Annotated in this window: 17 protein-coding genes and 1 tRNA gene; 11 read left to right on the top strand and 7 right to left on the bottom strand. The window is 67.4% G+C overall.

Annotated elements, in window-relative coordinates; all coding sequences use genetic code 11:
• Nucleotides 1-263: 263 nt before the first annotated feature.
• Complete coding sequence (locus P0Y31_RS15240) at nt 264-983, bottom strand: class I SAM-dependent methyltransferase (protein ID WP_275870868.1); 720 nt, start codon at nt 981-983, stop codon at nt 264-266.
• Nucleotides 984-1188: 205 nt separating this feature from the next.
• Here P0Y31_RS15240 and P0Y31_RS15235 point away from each other — a divergent pair, with 205 nt between their 5' ends.
• Entirely contained in the window at nt 1189-1431 is a 243-nt protein-coding gene (locus P0Y31_RS15235) for a hypothetical protein (RefSeq protein WP_275870865.1), read from the top strand.
• 584 nt (nt 1432-2015) lie between these two features.
• On the top strand, nt 2016-2330 hold the full coding sequence (locus P0Y31_RS15230; RefSeq protein WP_275870863.1) for a hypothetical protein: 315 nt from the start codon (nt 2016-2018) through the stop codon (nt 2328-2330).
• Between the two features lie 305 nt (nt 2331-2635).
• On the opposite strand, the gene P0Y31_RS15225 is transcribed toward P0Y31_RS15230, so the two are convergent.
• On the bottom strand, nt 2636-3190 hold the full coding sequence (locus P0Y31_RS15225; RefSeq protein ID WP_275870861.1) for a hypothetical protein: 555 nt from the start codon (nt 3188-3190) through the stop codon (nt 2636-2638).
• A 486-nt stretch (nt 3191-3676) separates the two neighbouring features.
• Complete coding sequence (locus P0Y31_RS15220; RefSeq protein ID WP_275870857.1) at nt 3677-4639, bottom strand: IS30 family transposase; 963 nt, start codon at nt 4637-4639, stop codon at nt 3677-3679.
• Here P0Y31_RS15220 and P0Y31_RS15215 point away from each other — a divergent pair.
• The 3 genes from P0Y31_RS15215 to chrA all read left to right on the top strand — a co-directional run bounded on the left by P0Y31_RS15215 (nt 4527) and on the right by chrA (nt 7828).
• Nucleotides 4527-4817, top strand: coding sequence for a hypothetical protein (locus P0Y31_RS15215; RefSeq protein WP_275871306.1), 291 nt, complete (start codon nt 4527-4529; stop codon nt 4815-4817). The genes P0Y31_RS15220 and P0Y31_RS15215 overlap by 113 nt on opposite strands.
• A gap of 1076 nt (nt 4818-5893) precedes the next feature.
• Nucleotides 5894-6295, top strand: coding sequence for a hypothetical protein (locus tag P0Y31_RS15210; protein ID WP_275870855.1), 402 nt, complete (start codon nt 5894-5896; stop codon nt 6293-6295).
• Nucleotides 6296-6445: 150 nt separating this feature from the next.
• Nucleotides 6446-7828: a chromate efflux transporter gene (chrA, locus tag P0Y31_RS15205; protein ID WP_275870852.1), complete on the top strand. Its 1383-nt coding sequence runs from the start codon at nt 6446-6448 to the stop codon at nt 7826-7828.
• A 59-nt stretch (nt 7829-7887) separates the two neighbouring features.
• Here chrA and P0Y31_RS15200 read toward each other — a convergent pair whose 3' ends face one another.
• Complete coding sequence (locus P0Y31_RS15200; protein ID WP_275870849.1) at nt 7888-8736, bottom strand: hypothetical protein; 849 nt, start codon at nt 8734-8736, stop codon at nt 7888-7890.
• 150 nt (nt 8737-8886) lie between these two features.
• Nucleotides 8887-9237: a hypothetical protein gene (locus tag P0Y31_RS15195; RefSeq protein WP_275870846.1), complete on the bottom strand. Its 351-nt coding sequence runs from the start codon at nt 9235-9237 to the stop codon at nt 8887-8889.
• A gap of 110 nt (nt 9238-9347) precedes the next feature.
• Between P0Y31_RS15195 and P0Y31_RS15190 the strand changes: the two genes are divergently transcribed.
• The 5 genes from P0Y31_RS15190 to P0Y31_RS15170 all read left to right on the top strand — a co-directional run bounded on the left by P0Y31_RS15190 (nt 9348) and on the right by P0Y31_RS15170 (nt 13491).
• Nucleotides 9348-9815, top strand: a complete 468-nt coding sequence (locus tag P0Y31_RS15190) for a GNAT family N-acetyltransferase (RefSeq protein WP_275870843.1) — start codon at nt 9348-9350, stop codon at nt 9813-9815.
• Between the two features lie 78 nt (nt 9816-9893).
• Complete coding sequence (locus P0Y31_RS15185; RefSeq protein WP_275870841.1) at nt 9894-10241, top strand: DUF6221 family protein; 348 nt, start codon at nt 9894-9896, stop codon at nt 10239-10241.
• Between the two features lie 240 nt (nt 10242-10481).
• Nucleotides 10482-12044 carry a replication initiator gene (locus tag P0Y31_RS15180; RefSeq protein ID WP_275870838.1) on the top strand — a complete coding sequence of 521 codons (1563 nt, stop codon included), beginning with the start codon at nt 10482-10484 and terminating at the stop codon, nt 12042-12044.
• A 14-nt stretch (nt 12045-12058) separates the two neighbouring features.
• Nucleotides 12059-12238: a helix-turn-helix domain-containing protein gene (locus P0Y31_RS15175; protein ID WP_275870835.1), complete on the top strand. Its 180-nt coding sequence runs from the start codon at nt 12059-12061 to the stop codon at nt 12236-12238.
• Complete coding sequence (locus P0Y31_RS15170; protein ID WP_275870831.1) at nt 12238-13491, top strand: site-specific integrase; 1254 nt, start codon at nt 12238-12240, stop codon at nt 13489-13491. The genes P0Y31_RS15175 and P0Y31_RS15170 overlap by 1 nt, the downstream gene beginning before the upstream one ends.
• 10 nt (nt 13492-13501) lie before the next feature.
• On the opposite strand, the gene P0Y31_RS15165 is transcribed toward P0Y31_RS15170, so the two are convergent.
• A tRNA-Gln gene (locus tag P0Y31_RS15165) sits at nt 13502-13583 on the bottom strand.
• A gap of 171 nt (nt 13584-13754) precedes the next feature.
• On the opposite strand from P0Y31_RS15165, the gene P0Y31_RS15160 reads away from it, so the two are divergent.
• Nucleotides 13755-14357, top strand: a complete 603-nt coding sequence (locus tag P0Y31_RS15160) for a TetR/AcrR family transcriptional regulator (RefSeq protein ID WP_275871293.1) — start codon at nt 13755-13757, stop codon at nt 14355-14357.
• Nucleotides 14358-14433: 76 nt separating this feature from the next.
• On the opposite strand, the gene P0Y31_RS15155 is transcribed toward P0Y31_RS15160, so the two are convergent.
• A complete protein-coding gene (locus P0Y31_RS15155; protein WP_275870829.1) occupies nt 14434-15027 on the bottom strand; it encodes a hypothetical protein in 594 nt (197 codons plus the stop codon).
• Nucleotides 15028-15210 lie beyond the last annotated feature (183 nt).

The following is a 15210-nucleotide window of genomic DNA, read 5'->3' as shown; positions in this document are numbered from 1 at the left end:
AGCGTCTGGTTCCTGATGAACTCTGGGAGCTGGCCGCCGCCCTTACCTGCTACAAGAAGCTCGCGAACTTCCCACGTGAGACACCCTCTTGGTCCGGCATGCCGCGGAGCATGAATCGTCCCGGGCCACAGGCGGTGGTGGATTGGCTCGGTTGGGCCGGCGACGACGAACCTCGTCACGTCCAGCAGCGTTCGGAAACCAAGACGTTCCTTCAGTTCCTGGAATCAGGATCGACGCACGGTCAGATGCAGTGCAACTCCCGTTCAGCGCGCTTCCAGCTCGAAGAACAGGAAGCAGATGAATGAGCGACCGTCCGCGTTGGGCAGCAGCTCCGCTGGAGTGTTGGCGGCGGGCGGCGGCTCAGTGACCCTCTTTATGCCGAACCCCGCGTCGATGAACGTGTTGATGACGTCCTGCAGGGGGCGGTGCCAGTAGGTCATCCACACTGTCCCTTCGCCGAAGTCGTAGTCCTCGGAGTACTGAGTGAGGGCGAAGTAGTCGGCCTCGGGGTACACGATCGCGTAGACCGTGGGGTGGATGATCGAGACGATGAGCCGACCGCCGGGCTTGAGCACACGCCGCAGCTCGACCAGTACCGAGGCCCAGTCCTTGACGTAGTGCAAAGACAGTGATGCGACGACGAGGTCGAACGCGTCGTTGGGATAGGGCAGGGGGGCCGCAAGGTCTGCGACTCTCACGTCCGCGTCCTCGCCGAGCCTTTGGCGGGCGAGTTCGACCATGGCGGGACTCAGGTCGAAGCCGGACACGACCGCATCCTTGCCGCCCAGAGCTTCCATCAAAGGGCCAGACCCGCATCCGGCGTCGAGAATCTCCAGGCCCGCGACGTCACCGGCGAGACGAATCATCTCCGGACGCGCGTAGTAAGCATTGAAGAGGTTGTTCTCGTTGCTAGCCGAGTACGCGGCCGCGAAACTGTCGTAGTCAGCGACGGGGGCAGCGGACTTGCTCACCGAATCGGGCATGACAGGTTTCTACCCGGGTCGCATGTGCGCGCCAACCAGGCGCGCGGTCCAGTCGGCGACGCACTCATCTGCCGCTGTCGGCGCGTTCGACCATGCTGCTGAGAGTGCGAAGCCTGACCGGCCCAGTTCCGCTCGCTCCGGTAGGACGAAGGCGCCGCATGGCCGGTAGGGCACCAGCCGCGGCACGACTATGTAGCCTCGTCACGTGCAGCATGCAGGTTTGAGTTTTCACCTCACCTGGGTCAGCGTGCCGATTTTTCTGCTCCTGGCGATCGCGGTCGCGCTGTATGCGACGCACGTGTCCGGAGGCTGGATGCGGTCTTGGATCAGTCTCAAGCCCGTGTGGTGGTTCCTCGTGCCCTGGATCCTGCTACCCCTTCTCGTCGTGAACCTGTTCGTACACAGGCATACGCCAGGAGCCATCACTGGCCGCCAGGCCGTGGCCTGAAAGCCCGCACAAGCCGCAGACAGGGAAGGTGCATTTGTCTCACCGACCAGCATTATCAGCTCCGTGACGACGTCCCGCCGCGACCTGGAGATCAGCGCCTGCGATGGGGCCACCCCGGAAGCCGCGCTACGCCAGCTTGCCGGCCACCACAGCGAGCGGGTGCGTGCGGCCGTCGCGCTCAACCCAGCCGCGCCCACCGACCTGCTGCTGACCTTGGTCCAGGACCCCTCGAACTGGGTGGCTGGGCTGGCTGCCTCGCACCCTGCGGCCGACCGCAGCGTTTGGGAGGCAGCATTCGCGCGCGGCGGCCGCGTCCTGATCGACTTGGTCGCCGTCCCGTGGCTGGACCTGGACCTGGCTGCCGCTGCGGCCGCGACCGGCGACGCCGGGTGCGTGAGCCGCTGGCCTCTCACACCGCCCACCGGGCCCTGCTCGTGCAGCTGGCCGGTGATGCCGATCCCAAGGTCAGGGCCGGCGTGGCACGGAACCGGTTCGCTGGAGAACTGTGGACAACCCTGGCCAAGGACCCGCAGCGCCAGGTCCGAGCCGCGGTCGCCGGCAACCCATACGCGCCGGATGAGCTGATGACCACCTTCGCCACCGACCGCTCCGCCGACGTCCGGTGGGTGGCTGCCTCGACGCACCCGCACAACCCTCAGGTTGTCGCCGCCTTCATCGACGACCTCGACCCGATCGTCGCCGACCACGCCCGACAACACCTTCGAGCGCCGGCGGAGCGGACCTTCGAACCGGACGGCAGCGTCCTGTGGCAGTACCCCGGGGAGAACGAGGGGCCGCCACCGTGGTCGGCCCTCGACGACCCACAGGCTGACGTGCTCGGGATCGCCGAACACGCCCGACGGGTCGAAGTCGAAGCCCGACTGCGCGCGCTCCGCTGACAGGCAGGTGGTTGGGGCCGCCCCTACGGCACGATGCCTGCCACGTCCGCGAGCGGAGAGGGCGCCGTTCTTGCATCACTCTTCGAGCGGTTGGACGCCCATGTGGGTTTGGCTCCCCGGGTAGGAATCGAACCTACGTCGCTTGTCCTGATTCAAAGCTCGTTCCGGGTTAGTTCCGCTCCTACGGTTGGCCCGGTTTCGTGCTCAGACTTCGGTCCGCGATTCCGCCGAAGTCCACACCGTTGGACCCTCTGGTTAGCAATTTGTTAGCAAGCCCGGCCATCCGAACTGCGCGCGACGGACCATCACTCTTCTCGGGCCACCATTCGCCAACCCCACTCCCAAGGCCAGAGGAATCGCTTTCCGCGGTGAGCGAGCTCGTCGTAGGGCAGCGCCTGGACGCCGGCGAGTGCCCCGGCTAGTTCGGCTTCGTAGGCTGCGCGGTCGAACAGAAGATCGCCGGGATCGTTCTCGACTGCTGAACCGCCCCGGTGGGTCTCCCAAAGCCAATCCGTCCAGCCGACGTGAGCATCCGTGATGTGCACCCGTGCCGTCAGGGCTCCACAAGCGATATCACCGTCGACGCGGCAGACGAGCAGGGCCGCCCGCCCTGCGGACAACCCATCCGTCTCCCGTCGACCCAGTAACCGCTCTACCTCGGTGAGTACGTCCTCGAGCCAGGGACGGGACAGTGGCGTGACCATGTCGGGCTCATGAGTGATGTCACGCAGACTGCGCCCGTTGATCAGGAAGTCCAGGAAGTGATGCTCGAAGGTTCGCTGATACCTGCCGTCTTCCCATGCCCTGCTGGTTGTAGCGGGGACGAGGCGAAACTCGCGTACGGTCGGCGGGGCTGCCACGCAGGCAAGGTATCGCTCCCGGCGCCCTCGTTCGACGAACGCCAGGGCAGAAAGAGGCGCGGACCCGATGGCGGAGCAAGTAGGCAGGCCGGAGAGACTGTCAAGGCCTCTCCGTTGGACGCAAAGGTGGGGCGCCGGCACACGGAGTGTGCACCTCGACCCGACGTAAGCGAGGGCTTGACCGGCTCGGAGGACTGCCGGATGCTGCCGCGTCGGGTCGGCGGCTCGAGGGTGACCTTCCTCGTGGCCTGGTGCTCGCGGTGCTGATGGCCGGCGGCTCGCGGAACCGGCCGCGCCCGGAACGGCCGCCAGGCCGCATGCCCGGCACGGCCGGGGCCGCAGGCCTCGGCCAGCGCGGCGGAGCCGCGCCTTGATCTTTCTCAGAGGTCAATTCGTCAATGCCACATCGCCGCAAGTGCACCGGGCAAGTTGCCGGGCGATGTCATCGGAGCTGAAACGCACGGATCTGCCTGCGGGTTCAGGCGGTCATCGCAACACCTCTGCCAGTGCTTGTGATGGTGTCTTGAACTTCAGGGTCTGTCGAGGTCGTTCGTTGAGCTCTTGGGCGATGGCGTCGAGGTCGGCCTGGGTCAAGGTGCGGAAGTCCAGCCTTCTAGGCAGGTACTGACGCAGCAGCCCGTTGGTGTTCTCGTTGCTGCCGCGCTGCCAGGGCGACTTGGGGTCGCAGAAGTAGACCTGGACACCGGTGGCGACGGTGAACCGTTGGTGCTGGGCCATCTCGTGGCCCAGGTCCCAGGTCAAGGACTTGGCCAGCTGCTGCGGCAGCGTGGTGATCGCTGCAGCGAGAGCGTCGGCGACGGCGTCGGCCTGGTGGTTCCCGGCGGGCAGCGCGACGAGCATTAGATACCTCGTGGACCGTTCCACCAGAGTGGCCACCGGGCTCATGCCCTTGCCGAACACCAGATCGCCTTCCCAGTGCCCGGGCACCGCCCGATCCTCGACCTCGGGCGGCCGCTCGGAGATGTGCAGCGTGTTCGGGCGACCCCCACGGCCATCGGGCAGTCGGACACCCTTGGGTCGTCGGATTGCCCGGCCGGTGCGCAGGTAGCGGGTCAGCTCCTTGCGCAGCGCGCCGCGGGACTGCACGTAGAGGGTGCGGTAGATGCCCTCGTGGGACACCTGCATCTCCGGGAGTCTGGGATAGGCCAGCTTCAGCCAGCCGGCGATCTGCTGCGGGGACCAGCGGCGCTGGAGCTTGTCCTCCACGATGGCACGCAGCACCGGATGGCCGGCGAGCTTGCACGCCTTCGGTCGGGCGGCTCGAGCCCAGGCCTGCTGGTCCGCCCGCGCCGCCCGGTACAACCGAACACCGCCATTGCGAGAGACCTCCCGGCTGACCGTCGACGGCGACCTGCCCAACGCGCCCGCGATCGCCCGGATCGACTCGCCTGCCGCGAGCCCGCGGGAGATCTCCTCGCGTTCCGCCAAGCTCAGCCGGCCCGTCGCCCGCCGCCGCGGCTCCGGTCTGATCCCGCCGCACCGCAACAGATACCCCCGCACCGTGCCCGTGCATAACCCGAGCTCCCGCGCTGTCGGCTTCGCCGCCTGCCCGGCCCGCAACCGAACCCACACCTGGTCGATCGCCTCCGGCGTCAACCGCTCATAGTCGCCATGCCCCACCGCAACCTCCTCGACGCAGTCGAATCAAGGAAGTGTTGCGTCGACCCCTTGAGGCCGCCCCGATGTGCGGATGCCTTGTGGTCACGCCATGAGAGTGTGCCTGTGTGACGAGCGACGATGTGGCACTGCGCCTACCGCCCGCGTTGCAGCACTTGCTGCCATGGGTGCATCTGTTTGGCATCACAGATGACGGCGCTCGGGCAGAGGCCATAGATGCGGCAGACGTCCAGCAGCTTCGCGGCTTGGTCCACGCCATTCAGGAGACGAATGACGAGGACCTTTTCGGTTGGCTGGCGGGTCCCGAGTCGTACTCGCGGTCCCCGTCGATCGAGTACGTCCGGGTATCGGCGCTCGTGATGGCGTATGAAGTTGCACGTCTCCGACTGGCAGCAAAGGGCTAGAGCCCACGTTCCGTGAGAGCCGGACATCTGCATTGACGCACGCACATGCCGCGAGTCGGACGGAACTCAAATCGCCGACACGGCCGAGACAACGCCGGTCATGCCGAGTTGAGGATTTTGGTTCGGCGTGTCGGGGCTGCGACAACTCGGTCAGCTATTGCGAACGAACGCTGTACCGTCGCCGGATGAGATCACTGCGTCACGCAGCAAGCCCCTGGCGCTGGGCATGGCCGCCGCTGTTGGCCCTGGCCACGGTGGTTGTCTTGTTCGCGATCACGCCTCCAGGTGGCCCCGGGTGCCCCTCGGTTTGGAGCGCGGCGCAGGACCACGGGCAGGGGATGGGGGCGCGCTTTTACGACTGTCGGATATGGGGGGAACAGACGGACGCCACGATCCGGTGGGCCTACCTCAGCTTGGTTGTTGGGCTATTCCTCATGTTCGGTGGGTACGCGGTCGGAGGTCTGCTGCACAACCGCCATCGAACCAATCCAGAACTTTGATGGAGACGTCGGTTGACTTTCACTCATCTGCCGCCGTCCGTGCGGGCGTGCCCGTGAGCGGACACGCAGGCGAGGGCACGACGCGGACCGCTCGAAATGCCTCGTGCGGGTGTTGAAGGAGGATCACCGGCTGACGGCTGACCCCCATGTACGGTGCGCGCATGCGTTTCGGTGCCATGCGAGCTGCCGCGTTGGCCGCGGTAGCAATATTGGCGGCGGCAGGGCTTACGGGTGCCTGCTCGGCGCAGCCGTACAGCTGCAGTACCAAGGGGTCCCACGACGCAGAGCGGCTTGCCACAATCCTCAGCACGGACTTCCACAGCGTGAGTCAGCCGGAAGTCCTCGATGACTGCGACAGCGGTGGCCAGCAGTACGTCACGTTCCGCATCCGGTCCGTCGACAGTGCCCTCACCGAATTCACCGATCACTCCGGTTGCACGCCTGGAGATGCGGACCGTGACGGCTCTGTGTTCCTCTGCCAGTTGGACGACGTCGTGGCGGAGTTCCTGATCGTGTCCCCCAAGGCGGGTAGCAGCCAGGGCGTCGTGCAACCGTCGAGGTAGGCATCAGCCGAGCAGAGAGCGGGGCTTTCGTGGGTGGCACCCGAACGTCCGGTCATGCCGCGATCCGCTCGTGCCGAGTTGAGGACGTTTCGACCGTGCCGATGAGCGAACAGCGGCGTGCTGGGTCGGCCTCGGTGGGAGTGTGTCCCCGTGCAGAACTGGAAGCCCGGCCACAGGAGCCCGAACGGCTCGGACGTTGTCCCCCTGCGCGAGGCCACGCGTGCTTGGTTCCTGGTGTCCTTGCAGACCTTCGGTGGCCCGGCCGGGCAGATCGCCGTCATGCAGCGGATGCTGGTCGAAGAACGCCGCTGGATCGGTCAGCAGCGGTTCCTGTTCGCCCTCAGTTTCTGCACACTGCTGCCCGGCCCTGAGGCGCAACAGCTGGCGACCTACGTCGGATGGCTCCTCAACGGGATCCGAGGAGCCCTCATCGCCGGTGTGCTGTTTGTGCTCCCCGGAGTCGTGGTCCTACTCGCGCTCTCCGCCATCTACGTCGGCTACGGGGACACCACTGCGGTGGAGGCCGTTTTCCTCGGCTTGGGGCCCGCCGTCATCGCGATCGTTGTCCAAGCCCTCGTCCGGGTCGGCGGCCGGGTCCTAACCGCACGATGGAAGGTCGTCGTCGCCGCCTGTTCCCTCATCGCCCTGGCCTTCTTCGCCGTCCCCTTCCCGGTCGTGATCGCCGCCGCAGCCCTGATCGGGTGGCTGATCGGCCGCGCCACCAAGACCACCCCGCAGGCACCGACCGCCGAGAGAACCACAGGGCCGCAACCCCTCATCAGCGACGCCGCACTCCACCACGAGCGGCCATCACAACGACACAGCCTGCTCGTGCTGGTCACCGGGCTGGTGCTCTGGTTAGCCCCCGTCGCCGCCGCAGCGGCCGCCTTCGGCACCAACAGCGTCTTCGTCGAACAGGGCAAGTTCTTCTCCGGTGCCGCCGTGGTCACCTTCGGCGGCGCCTACGCCGTCCTGGCCTACGTCGCCCAGCAGGCCGTCAACACCTACCACTGGCTGACCGGCAGCCAGATGGTCCACGGCCTCGCCCTCGCCGAAACGACCCCCGGGCCTCTCATCATGGTCGTCCAGTTCGTCGCGTTCCTCGGGGCCTATCACGACCCCGGCTCGCTGAACCCGTGGGTGGCAGCAGTCATCGCCTCGCTCCTGACGACGTGGGTGACGTTCGTTCCCTCGATCCTCTTCGTGGTCCTCGGAGCCCCCTACGTTGAGCGCCTCCGTGCCAACCACAGCCTCTCCGCGGCACTGTCGGGCATCACCGCCGCCGTCGTCGGCGTCATCGCCAACCTCGCTCTCTACTTCGCACTTCACACCCTGTTCTCCGACACCCAGCAGCACACGTGGGGACCGGTCAAAACGAGCCTGCCCGTCCCCGGAACCGTCGCCTGGTCCGCAGTGGCCATCACGATCCTCGGTTTCCTGACGACCTTCCGCCTCAAGTGGAGCGTCCTGCGAACGCTCGGCATATGCGCACTCGCAGGGGTCGCGTGGCAGGTCGCCGGCGCCCTTACCTGACTGCCGAGCGTCCCCTCATGCCGCTGTCCCCGCGGTCATGCCCAGATCCGTGCGTCAGGCTAACCGCGGCCGGCCCCGACCCGAAGGGCGTTGAGCGTGACCATCTGGTGGGCCACCTGCCCCCAGTCGACCGCCTCGACACCGCTTCTTCCACCATCTGGTGGGCGCCACCAGCGATCGACCGCCCGCCACGTCCCGTCCCTGTTGCGCCGCGCCACGAGAATTTGCCGGGCTCGTTCAGTGCGCGGGTCGTTCCCTAGTCCGGCCCGGTGGACGACGAGCAGCGCCTGCAGGAGGTCGTAATGCCAGTACGGCGGATAGTGCGGGCGGGTGAAGGACGGGTGGATCGGTTGTCCGGTGCGCCGGGAGAACACGAGCTCGTGTTGGAGCAGCAGCTCACAAGCCGCCAGAACGGCTGCCTGGCATGCACGGTCGCCCGTCGCACTGGCGTACTCGTGCAGGCCCCACAAGGCCGGCAGCGTCTCGTGGAACGAAGAGTGCGTGGCGTCCGGACGGAGGTCGCAGTTCCATCCGCCATCGGGCCATTGGCATGAAAGGAGACGCTCGACGAGTCTGCCGACACGAGGGTCCTTCGCCATTCCGAAGCGCGTGGCCGCCGCGACAGCGTTGCCCTCCTGGGAGGCACACCGTCTGGCCAGGCCTCGAACGAGCCTCACCTCGGTCAGGCGCCTGCGGTCTGTCCAGTGTGCGAGCACCGTGTCGCAGATTCGCAACGCTCGTGCCTCACCGGCGGGTACTCCCAGCTCGGCGGCAGACACCAGCCGCCAGTGGGCTCCGGCCCACTTCGCGTACGGGTCCAGCCCGTGATCACGCTCCCAATGATCGGACAGAAGCGCAGCAACCACCGGACTCGACAGGGTCTGCTCGACCGATGACGGCTCATCCATGAACTCCGCTCGCGCCATCGCACGGACAGCGGGGTCGCCGACCTCGGCCAGCCACCGAACGGAGCTATCATCTTGTGCGGTCACATGCCCAGACATACCCAACGCAGCCGCCAGACACCAGATCGCACTCACATGCCGCTGTCAGTGCGCTCAACCTGCGGCGGACTGATGCTCGGTGCCGGTGTCGAAATGGCGATCAAGGTACTGATCGGGTAGGAGTTCGCTGCGGCGGATGAGTGAGAAGACCTCGACTCCATGTCCGGGTTTCATGGCCAAGGCGTAGCACTGGCTTAGCTCGAGCACGTCACCGCCCAGGTCCTCCACGTAACGCTGACACTCGTCCTCGGCCAAGGCGATGGCTGCCTCAGCGCTCTGGGCGCGCCAAAGGGTGATGCGCTCTTCGTAATCGATCTGGCCGGGATCGAGATTCGTCGGTCCCCACGGGCGGTTCTCGTTGTTGGCGACGATCGTGCGCACTGCGAACCACTGCTTGTCGGCCATGCCGCAATCCTGCCCTTCGCGCCGCGAGCGACGCACGCTCTTGCCGCGTTCCGTGGCGGATCGTGCAGGGACTGCACGATGGTCCTCGCGAGCGTTGCTAGGTTCCCCCGATGGAGATCACACGTATCGGGCCCGCCGACTGGGAAAAGTTCCGGGAAGTGCGGCTTGCGTCGTTGTCCGAGTCGCCGACCGCCTTCGGCTCGCGCTACGCCGACTGGGTCGATGCTCCGGCCGCGCAGTGGCAGTCACGGCTCAAACAGGTGCCGCTGACACTCGTGGCGCAGGAAGGAACGAGCGTGCTCGGCGTCGTTAGCGGAAACCCGACGAACGAGAAGTGGGTCGAGCTGATCTCGATGTGGGTGGCGCCGGAGGCCCGCGGCCATGGCGTTGCGCGGCAACTCATCAACGCGGTGGTCGGCTGGGCTGCCGGGCAAGGCCGGTCCACTTACCTGATGGTGCGCAGCGACAACACCTGGGCGAAGAGGTCTTATGAACGGGCTGGCTTCGTCGAGATGGGATTGCCAGAGGACTGGCCCGCGGACGAGCCTCTCGAGCACCGAATGGAACTGCACGGCTGACGTTGCCGCTCACGACACGAAGAACGTCAGGAAATGCCGCGATGGGCGCCCTCGGATTTGGTGCGAAAGCATGCCGTCATGAGCATCCAGGAGTTCCTTCAATCACGGATCGAAGATGATGAGCGTCTGGCCCACGAGAGCGTGGCGAGGACCGCCCTGGAGGACTCGCGTCTCGCTCTGACGGACGATGGCCGCGTCAGCGCGACCGGCTGGAGGATCCTTTCCGAGACCGCGCTGAAGCGCGAGATGTTGTTCTGCCACGACGATGCCCCGTCCCCGATTCCCGGCACGCCGCGCATCGTCTGCGTGACATGCGAGGAGCCCTACCCCTGCCAGTCGCTCAGGATCGCAGCAGCCGTCTACAGCGATCACCCCCGCTACCGACCCGAGTGGCGGCCGGACGACCCGGATACGCGAGCTGACTGAACCGCAGTGGAGCGTCTGATCGTCACGCATCTGGCATGCAGCCTCCGTCGTAACGCCGATTCGCAGCGGACCAAGATCCCGGTTGCCGCGCTACGGCTACCGGCACGAACCAGACGTATTTGGCCCAACCGTGTGGACTGAAAGTTGTTGCCCCACAGCGATATTCAAGTTTCGGTAAAGAAGTGCCGGAAAATCGGACATACATGGGACTAGACGCCCTCCGCGACCCTCAATGGAGGGGTGGGCCTCCTTCCGATCAGCGACGAGCTCGTCCGCCACGTGGCGGTTCGCGAGGGCGTGTGCGTGCGTCCCGTCCTGCGCCGGGTCACCGACCGCAGCACTGGCGACTCGGTGGTCAAGGCCCTCGACTGCGGGTCGACGTTGGACTCGAAGTGTCCTCCCTGCGCCGCCCGGGCTCGCCGGCTGCGGATGACGCAGTGCACCGAGGGCTGGCACCTGTCCGAGGAGCCCGAGCGCAGCGAACGATTCACACAGGAGGATGAGCTCGGCGAAGACTCAGCAGCGGAAATCGACGACTCCCCCACCACCGAGGACGGAGAAAACGGCACGGGCCAGCGGCGCACCCGATCCACCCGTCGCCCCGAGGGGATGCCGGACCTGCCGCAGCGTCCACGCGAGGACCGCACCGTCGGCACCGTCTTCACCGCCCCGGACGGCACGGCCTACCGGCCCTCCATGTTCGTCACCCTCACCCTCGACAGCTACGGCAAGGTGCGCCCCGGCCGCGGCGTGCCGGCACGTCCCGACCGCTACGACTACCGCCGCGCCGCTTTGGACGCACTGCACTTCGCGAAGCTGATGGACCGCTGGTTCCAGAACCTGCGCCGCTCGGCCGGCTACCGGGTGCAGTACTTCGGCGCCATCGAGGCCCAGATGCGCCTCGCCCCGCACTTCCACGTCGCCCTGCGCGGCGCCATCCCCCGGGCCACGCTCAAGGCCGTCACTGCCGCCACCTACGTGGCGTTGTGGTGGCCCCAGATGGACACCGTCGTCTACGGGCACCGCACCCCGGTGTGGGACGACGGTCACTACCGCGACCCCGACACCGGCTACCCGCTCACCACGTGGGAGCAGGCCCTCGACGACATCGACGACGACCCGGACGCCCAGCCGGCGCACGTGGTCACCTTCGGCCGCCAGGTCGACGTCAAGGGCGTCCTCGGCGGCAGCAAGGACTCCGACCGCGCCGTGCGCTACCTGACGAAGTACCTGACCAAGTCGGTCGCCGACACCTACACCGATGAGGACGCCCCCGACCCGGACTACGACGCCCACATCGACCGGCTCCACGACGAGATCCGCTGGCTGCCCTGCTCCCCCGAGTGCGCCAACTGGCTCCGGTACGGCGTCCAGCCGAAGAACCCCGGGCCCGGACTGGTCCCCGGCCACTGCGCCTCCAAGGCCCACGACCGGGAGCACCTCGGCCTCGGCGGCCGACGGGTGCTCGTCTCCCGCGGTTGGTCCGGCAAGACCCTCAGCACCCACCGGGCCGACCGACGCGCCGTCGTCGAGCAAGTCCTCGAGGCCGCCGGCATCGAGCCCCAAGCTGCCGGCCGCATGGCTGCCGACGTCCTCACCAACGACGGCCAGCCCCGCTTCGTCTGGGAAGAAGTCCCCGTCACCCAGGCCGACTGGGCCCACGTCGTCATGCAGTCGATGCTCGACCGCCGCCGACGCAAGGCCCAGTACGAGCAGGCCAAGGCCCTTCTGGCCGGCGCGGACCCGCCCCCTGTGGACAACCGTTCGGCAACCCCACCCCCAGCCGTGCACAGTGCGGCATGACACAAGGAGAACTGATGGACGAGAAGCTGCTGTACCGGATCCCCGAGGTCGCCCAGCACCTCAGCCTGAGCCGGTCGAAGGTCTACGAGCTGGTCCGGGCAGGCGTGCTGCCCTCGGTACGGATCGACCGGGTTCGACGCGTCCGCGGCGCCGACGTCATCGCGTTCGTCGAGTCGCTGCGCAACGTGGCCTGATGCCGGTGCTCCGTGACGGGGTCATCCGCCGAGGCGGCTCCTGGTCGTACGTCATCCGGGTCACCGACGCCGCCGGGGTGAGCAAGCCCCGGTGGGTCGGTGGCTTCCGGACCGAAGCCGACGCCAAGGCCGCCCGTGACGCTGCACGGGTCTCGGCCCGTCGTGGTGAGTACGTCGACCGGAATCGGATCAGCGTCGAGCAGTACCTGGCTCAGTGGCTCGAGGCGCACGCCCTCGAGGTCAAGCCCAAGACCCATCACGACTACCAGTCGCTGATCCGCAGCTACGTCGTGCCGCGGATCGGCCGCATGCAGCTGCAGAGCGTCCGTCCCACCACACTGAGCAGTCTCTACCGGACGCTCCTCACCGAGGGCGGGCGCAACGGCCAGCCGCTCTCACCACGGACGGTCGGCTACGTGCATGCCGTGCTGCGCAAGGCCTTCAACGACGCGGTGCGCACGGACCAGATCCTCACCTCCAACCCGGCTGAGCGGGCCAAACGCCCGAAGACAGACGCCGTCGTCCAGGTCCACGACGTCTGGGACGCAGCGCAGCTGCGCACGTTCCTCGACGCCGTCTCGACCCACCGGCTCTACGCCTTCTTCCGGCTGGCCGCCTACACCGGCGCCCGTCGGGGCGAGCTGTTGCACCTGCGCTGGGACGACGTCGAGCTCGACGGCGACCACCCGCACATCGTCGTCCGCGGCTCGGTGACCATGGTCGGGGGCCGGCGGGTGGAGGGAACCACGAAGACCGGCCGAGTCAGGACCGTGGGCATCGACGCCGGCACCGTCGCCGTCCTGCGCGAGCACGCCGAACGCCAGGCCAAGGAGCGGGAGCGGGCCTGCGGGTCGTGGGTCGAGGGCGGCCACGTGTTCCGCATGGAGATCGGCTCACCGCTCTTCCCCGACGTCGCCGGCTCGCTCATGCGCCGCACCATCCAGGCGATCAACACCGGGCACGACAAGCCCGTCCTGCCCCCGATGCGGCTGCACGACCTGCGCCACGTGCACGCCACCCTGCTGCTCAAGGCCGGCATCCCGGTGCATGTGGTGGCCGCACGGCTGGGCCACGCCGACCCGGCCATCACCCTGCGGGTCTACGCCCACGTGCTGCGCGACCAGGCCGTCGAGGTGGCCCAGATCTTCGCCGCCGTGGTCGACGAGCCCGTCGATTCCGACCAGCTCGTGTTAGCAAACCCGTTAGCAAATCGGCCCGATGAGAAGCCCGACGCCGATGCCGCAAGCCGCTGACCTGTGGGTTTGGCTCCCCGGGTAGGAATCGAACCTACGTCGCTTGTCCTGATTCAAAGTCAGGCGGGCCCTGCCAGCAGACCAACCGGGGAACGTCCTGAGAGCAGGACTGCGCACAGGGTAGCCAACGCGGACCCGCACCACGGAACGGCGCTCCCGGCCCGCTCCCTGCCCGCTCCACAGTCCGCGACCACACGACAGGCATGATGGCGCGTGTGACTGACCAGCGCGAGAAAGAGGCCATCGCCACCGTGCGCGCCCGCATGACGGGCAAGCAGCGGCGCGAGCAGCTGATCGACGTGGGCCGGAGGCTGTTCGCCGCCAAGGGCTTCGAGGGCACGACCGTCGAGGAGATCGCCTCCAAGGCGAGCGTCTCCAAACCGGTTGTCTACGAGCACTTCGGCGGCAAGGAGGGCCTGTATGCCGTCGTGGTCGACCGTGAGATCGCGGCCCTGCTCGGCGGCATCACCGGCGCCCTCACGGCCGACGAGGGCAGCCGCACGACCCTCGAGCGTGCCGCGCTCGCCCTGCTCGACTACATCGAGAGCTCCAAGGACGGCTTCCGCATCCTCGTGCGCGACAGCCCGGCAGGGCAGTCCACCGGGTCGTTCGCGACCCTGATCTCCGACGTCGCCTCCCAGGTCGAGCACATCCTCGCCGCGGAGTTCAAGAACCGGAAGCTCGACCCGAAGGCCGCTCCGCTCTACGCCCAGATGCTGGTGGGCATGGTGGCCCTGACCGGCCAGTGGTGGCTCGACTCCCCCAAGATGAAGAAGACCGACGTCGCCGCCCACCTGGTGAACCTGGCCTGGAACGGCCTGGCCAACCTGGAGAAGAAGCCTGACCTGCGGTCGACCCGGGACTGAGCGCCGCCCCACGGCATACGACAGGGGCCCCGGGAGGTGGTCCCAGGGCCCGTGTCGCGGGGGAAGCGGTGGCGTGTCAGGCGGTGACGGCCTGGCCGCGGGTCGGGGTCTCGATGTACTGGACCTCGGGCTCGCGAGCCGCGTGGCGCAGACCCATCAGGCCGAGGACGAGCATGAGGCCCGCTCCGACGAAGGCGCCGATGGCGGCGTAGCCGGCGATCCGACCGATGGTGTCGAACGCGTAGCCGTAGAGCAGGAGGCCGCGGAGCGTGCTGCCCATGAAGAGCGACTGACGCAGCTCGCCGAGCTTGGTCACCTCAGCCTGGTCGGCGTTGGGGTCGGCCTTCATCTTGTTGAACGCGGAGCTGACCTCGGAGTAGGTCTTGCCGCCGCTCGACTCGTTCATGTGGACCAGGATGTAGTGGTCGGCGTAGGCCTTGGCCTGCTGGCCGTTCTCCATCGGCTGGCCGGCGAAGGGGGCGAGGGCGTCCTCGTGCCCCTCGGGGAACCTCTCCTCGACCGGCATCGTGATGTGCTGCGCGGTCAGCTGCTCCTTGACGTTCTGGGCGACGAAGTTGCTGGCCCAGGTGAGCAGTCCGCCTGCGACGAGGAGGACGGCGGCCACGATGAGGCCGGTCCAGGAGACGAGCTTGTCCATGGTCTTGCGCATTGCTCTGTCCTTCGCTCTGCCGGGATCTCCGGCGGTGGTTGAAACTGCGATCTCTTGATGCATGAGCAGTCTCTCGATCCGCCGACAGGGGACCTCAGGGCCGAACGTCCCGGTTTGGGCGGACCACGGACCCCACTTCGGGAGGACCATCAGCGGCGGCCCGCCGCGCCTCAGGAGCACGCC

This window comes from Knoellia sp. 3-2P3 (assembly GCF_029223115.1).
Lineage (GTDB): Bacteria > Actinomycetota > Actinomycetes > Actinomycetales > Dermatophilaceae > Pedococcus_A.
Note: the sequence above shows the minus strand (reverse complement) of the source record. Positions and strands in the feature narration are given on the sequence as shown.

Coding starts and splice junctions, on each gene's coding strand:
- P0Y31_RS15240 (WP_275870868.1), bottom strand. CDS start 983: ATGCCCGATTCGGTGAGCAAGTCCGCTGCCCCCGTCGCTGACTACGAC.
- P0Y31_RS15230 (WP_275870863.1), top strand. CDS start 2,016: ATGACCACCTTCGCCACCGACCGCTCCGCCGACGTCCGGTGGGTGGCT.
- P0Y31_RS15210 (WP_275870855.1), top strand. CDS start 5,894: ATGCGTTTCGGTGCCATGCGAGCTGCCGCGTTGGCCGCGGTAGCAATA.
- P0Y31_RS15200 (WP_275870849.1), bottom strand. CDS start 8,736: ATGGATGAGCCGTCATCGGTCGAGCAGACCCTGTCGAGTCCGGTGGTT.
- P0Y31_RS15195 (WP_275870846.1), bottom strand. CDS start 9,237: ATGGCCGACAAGCAGTGGTTCGCAGTGCGCACGATCGTCGCCAACAAC.
- P0Y31_RS15190 (WP_275870843.1), top strand. CDS start 9,348: ATGGAGATCACACGTATCGGGCCCGCCGACTGGGAAAAGTTCCGGGAA.
- P0Y31_RS15185 (WP_275870841.1), top strand. CDS start 9,894: ATGAGCATCCAGGAGTTCCTTCAATCACGGATCGAAGATGATGAGCGT.
- P0Y31_RS15175 (WP_275870835.1), top strand. CDS start 12,059: ATGGACGAGAAGCTGCTGTACCGGATCCCCGAGGTCGCCCAGCACCTC.
- P0Y31_RS15170 (WP_275870831.1), top strand. CDS start 12,238: ATGCCGGTGCTCCGTGACGGGGTCATCCGCCGAGGCGGCTCCTGGTCG.
- P0Y31_RS15160 (WP_275871293.1), top strand. CDS start 13,755: ATGACGGGCAAGCAGCGGCGCGAGCAGCTGATCGACGTGGGCCGGAGG.
- P0Y31_RS15155 (WP_275870829.1), bottom strand. CDS start 15,027: ATGCGCAAGACCATGGACAAGCTCGTCTCCTGGACCGGCCTCATCGTG.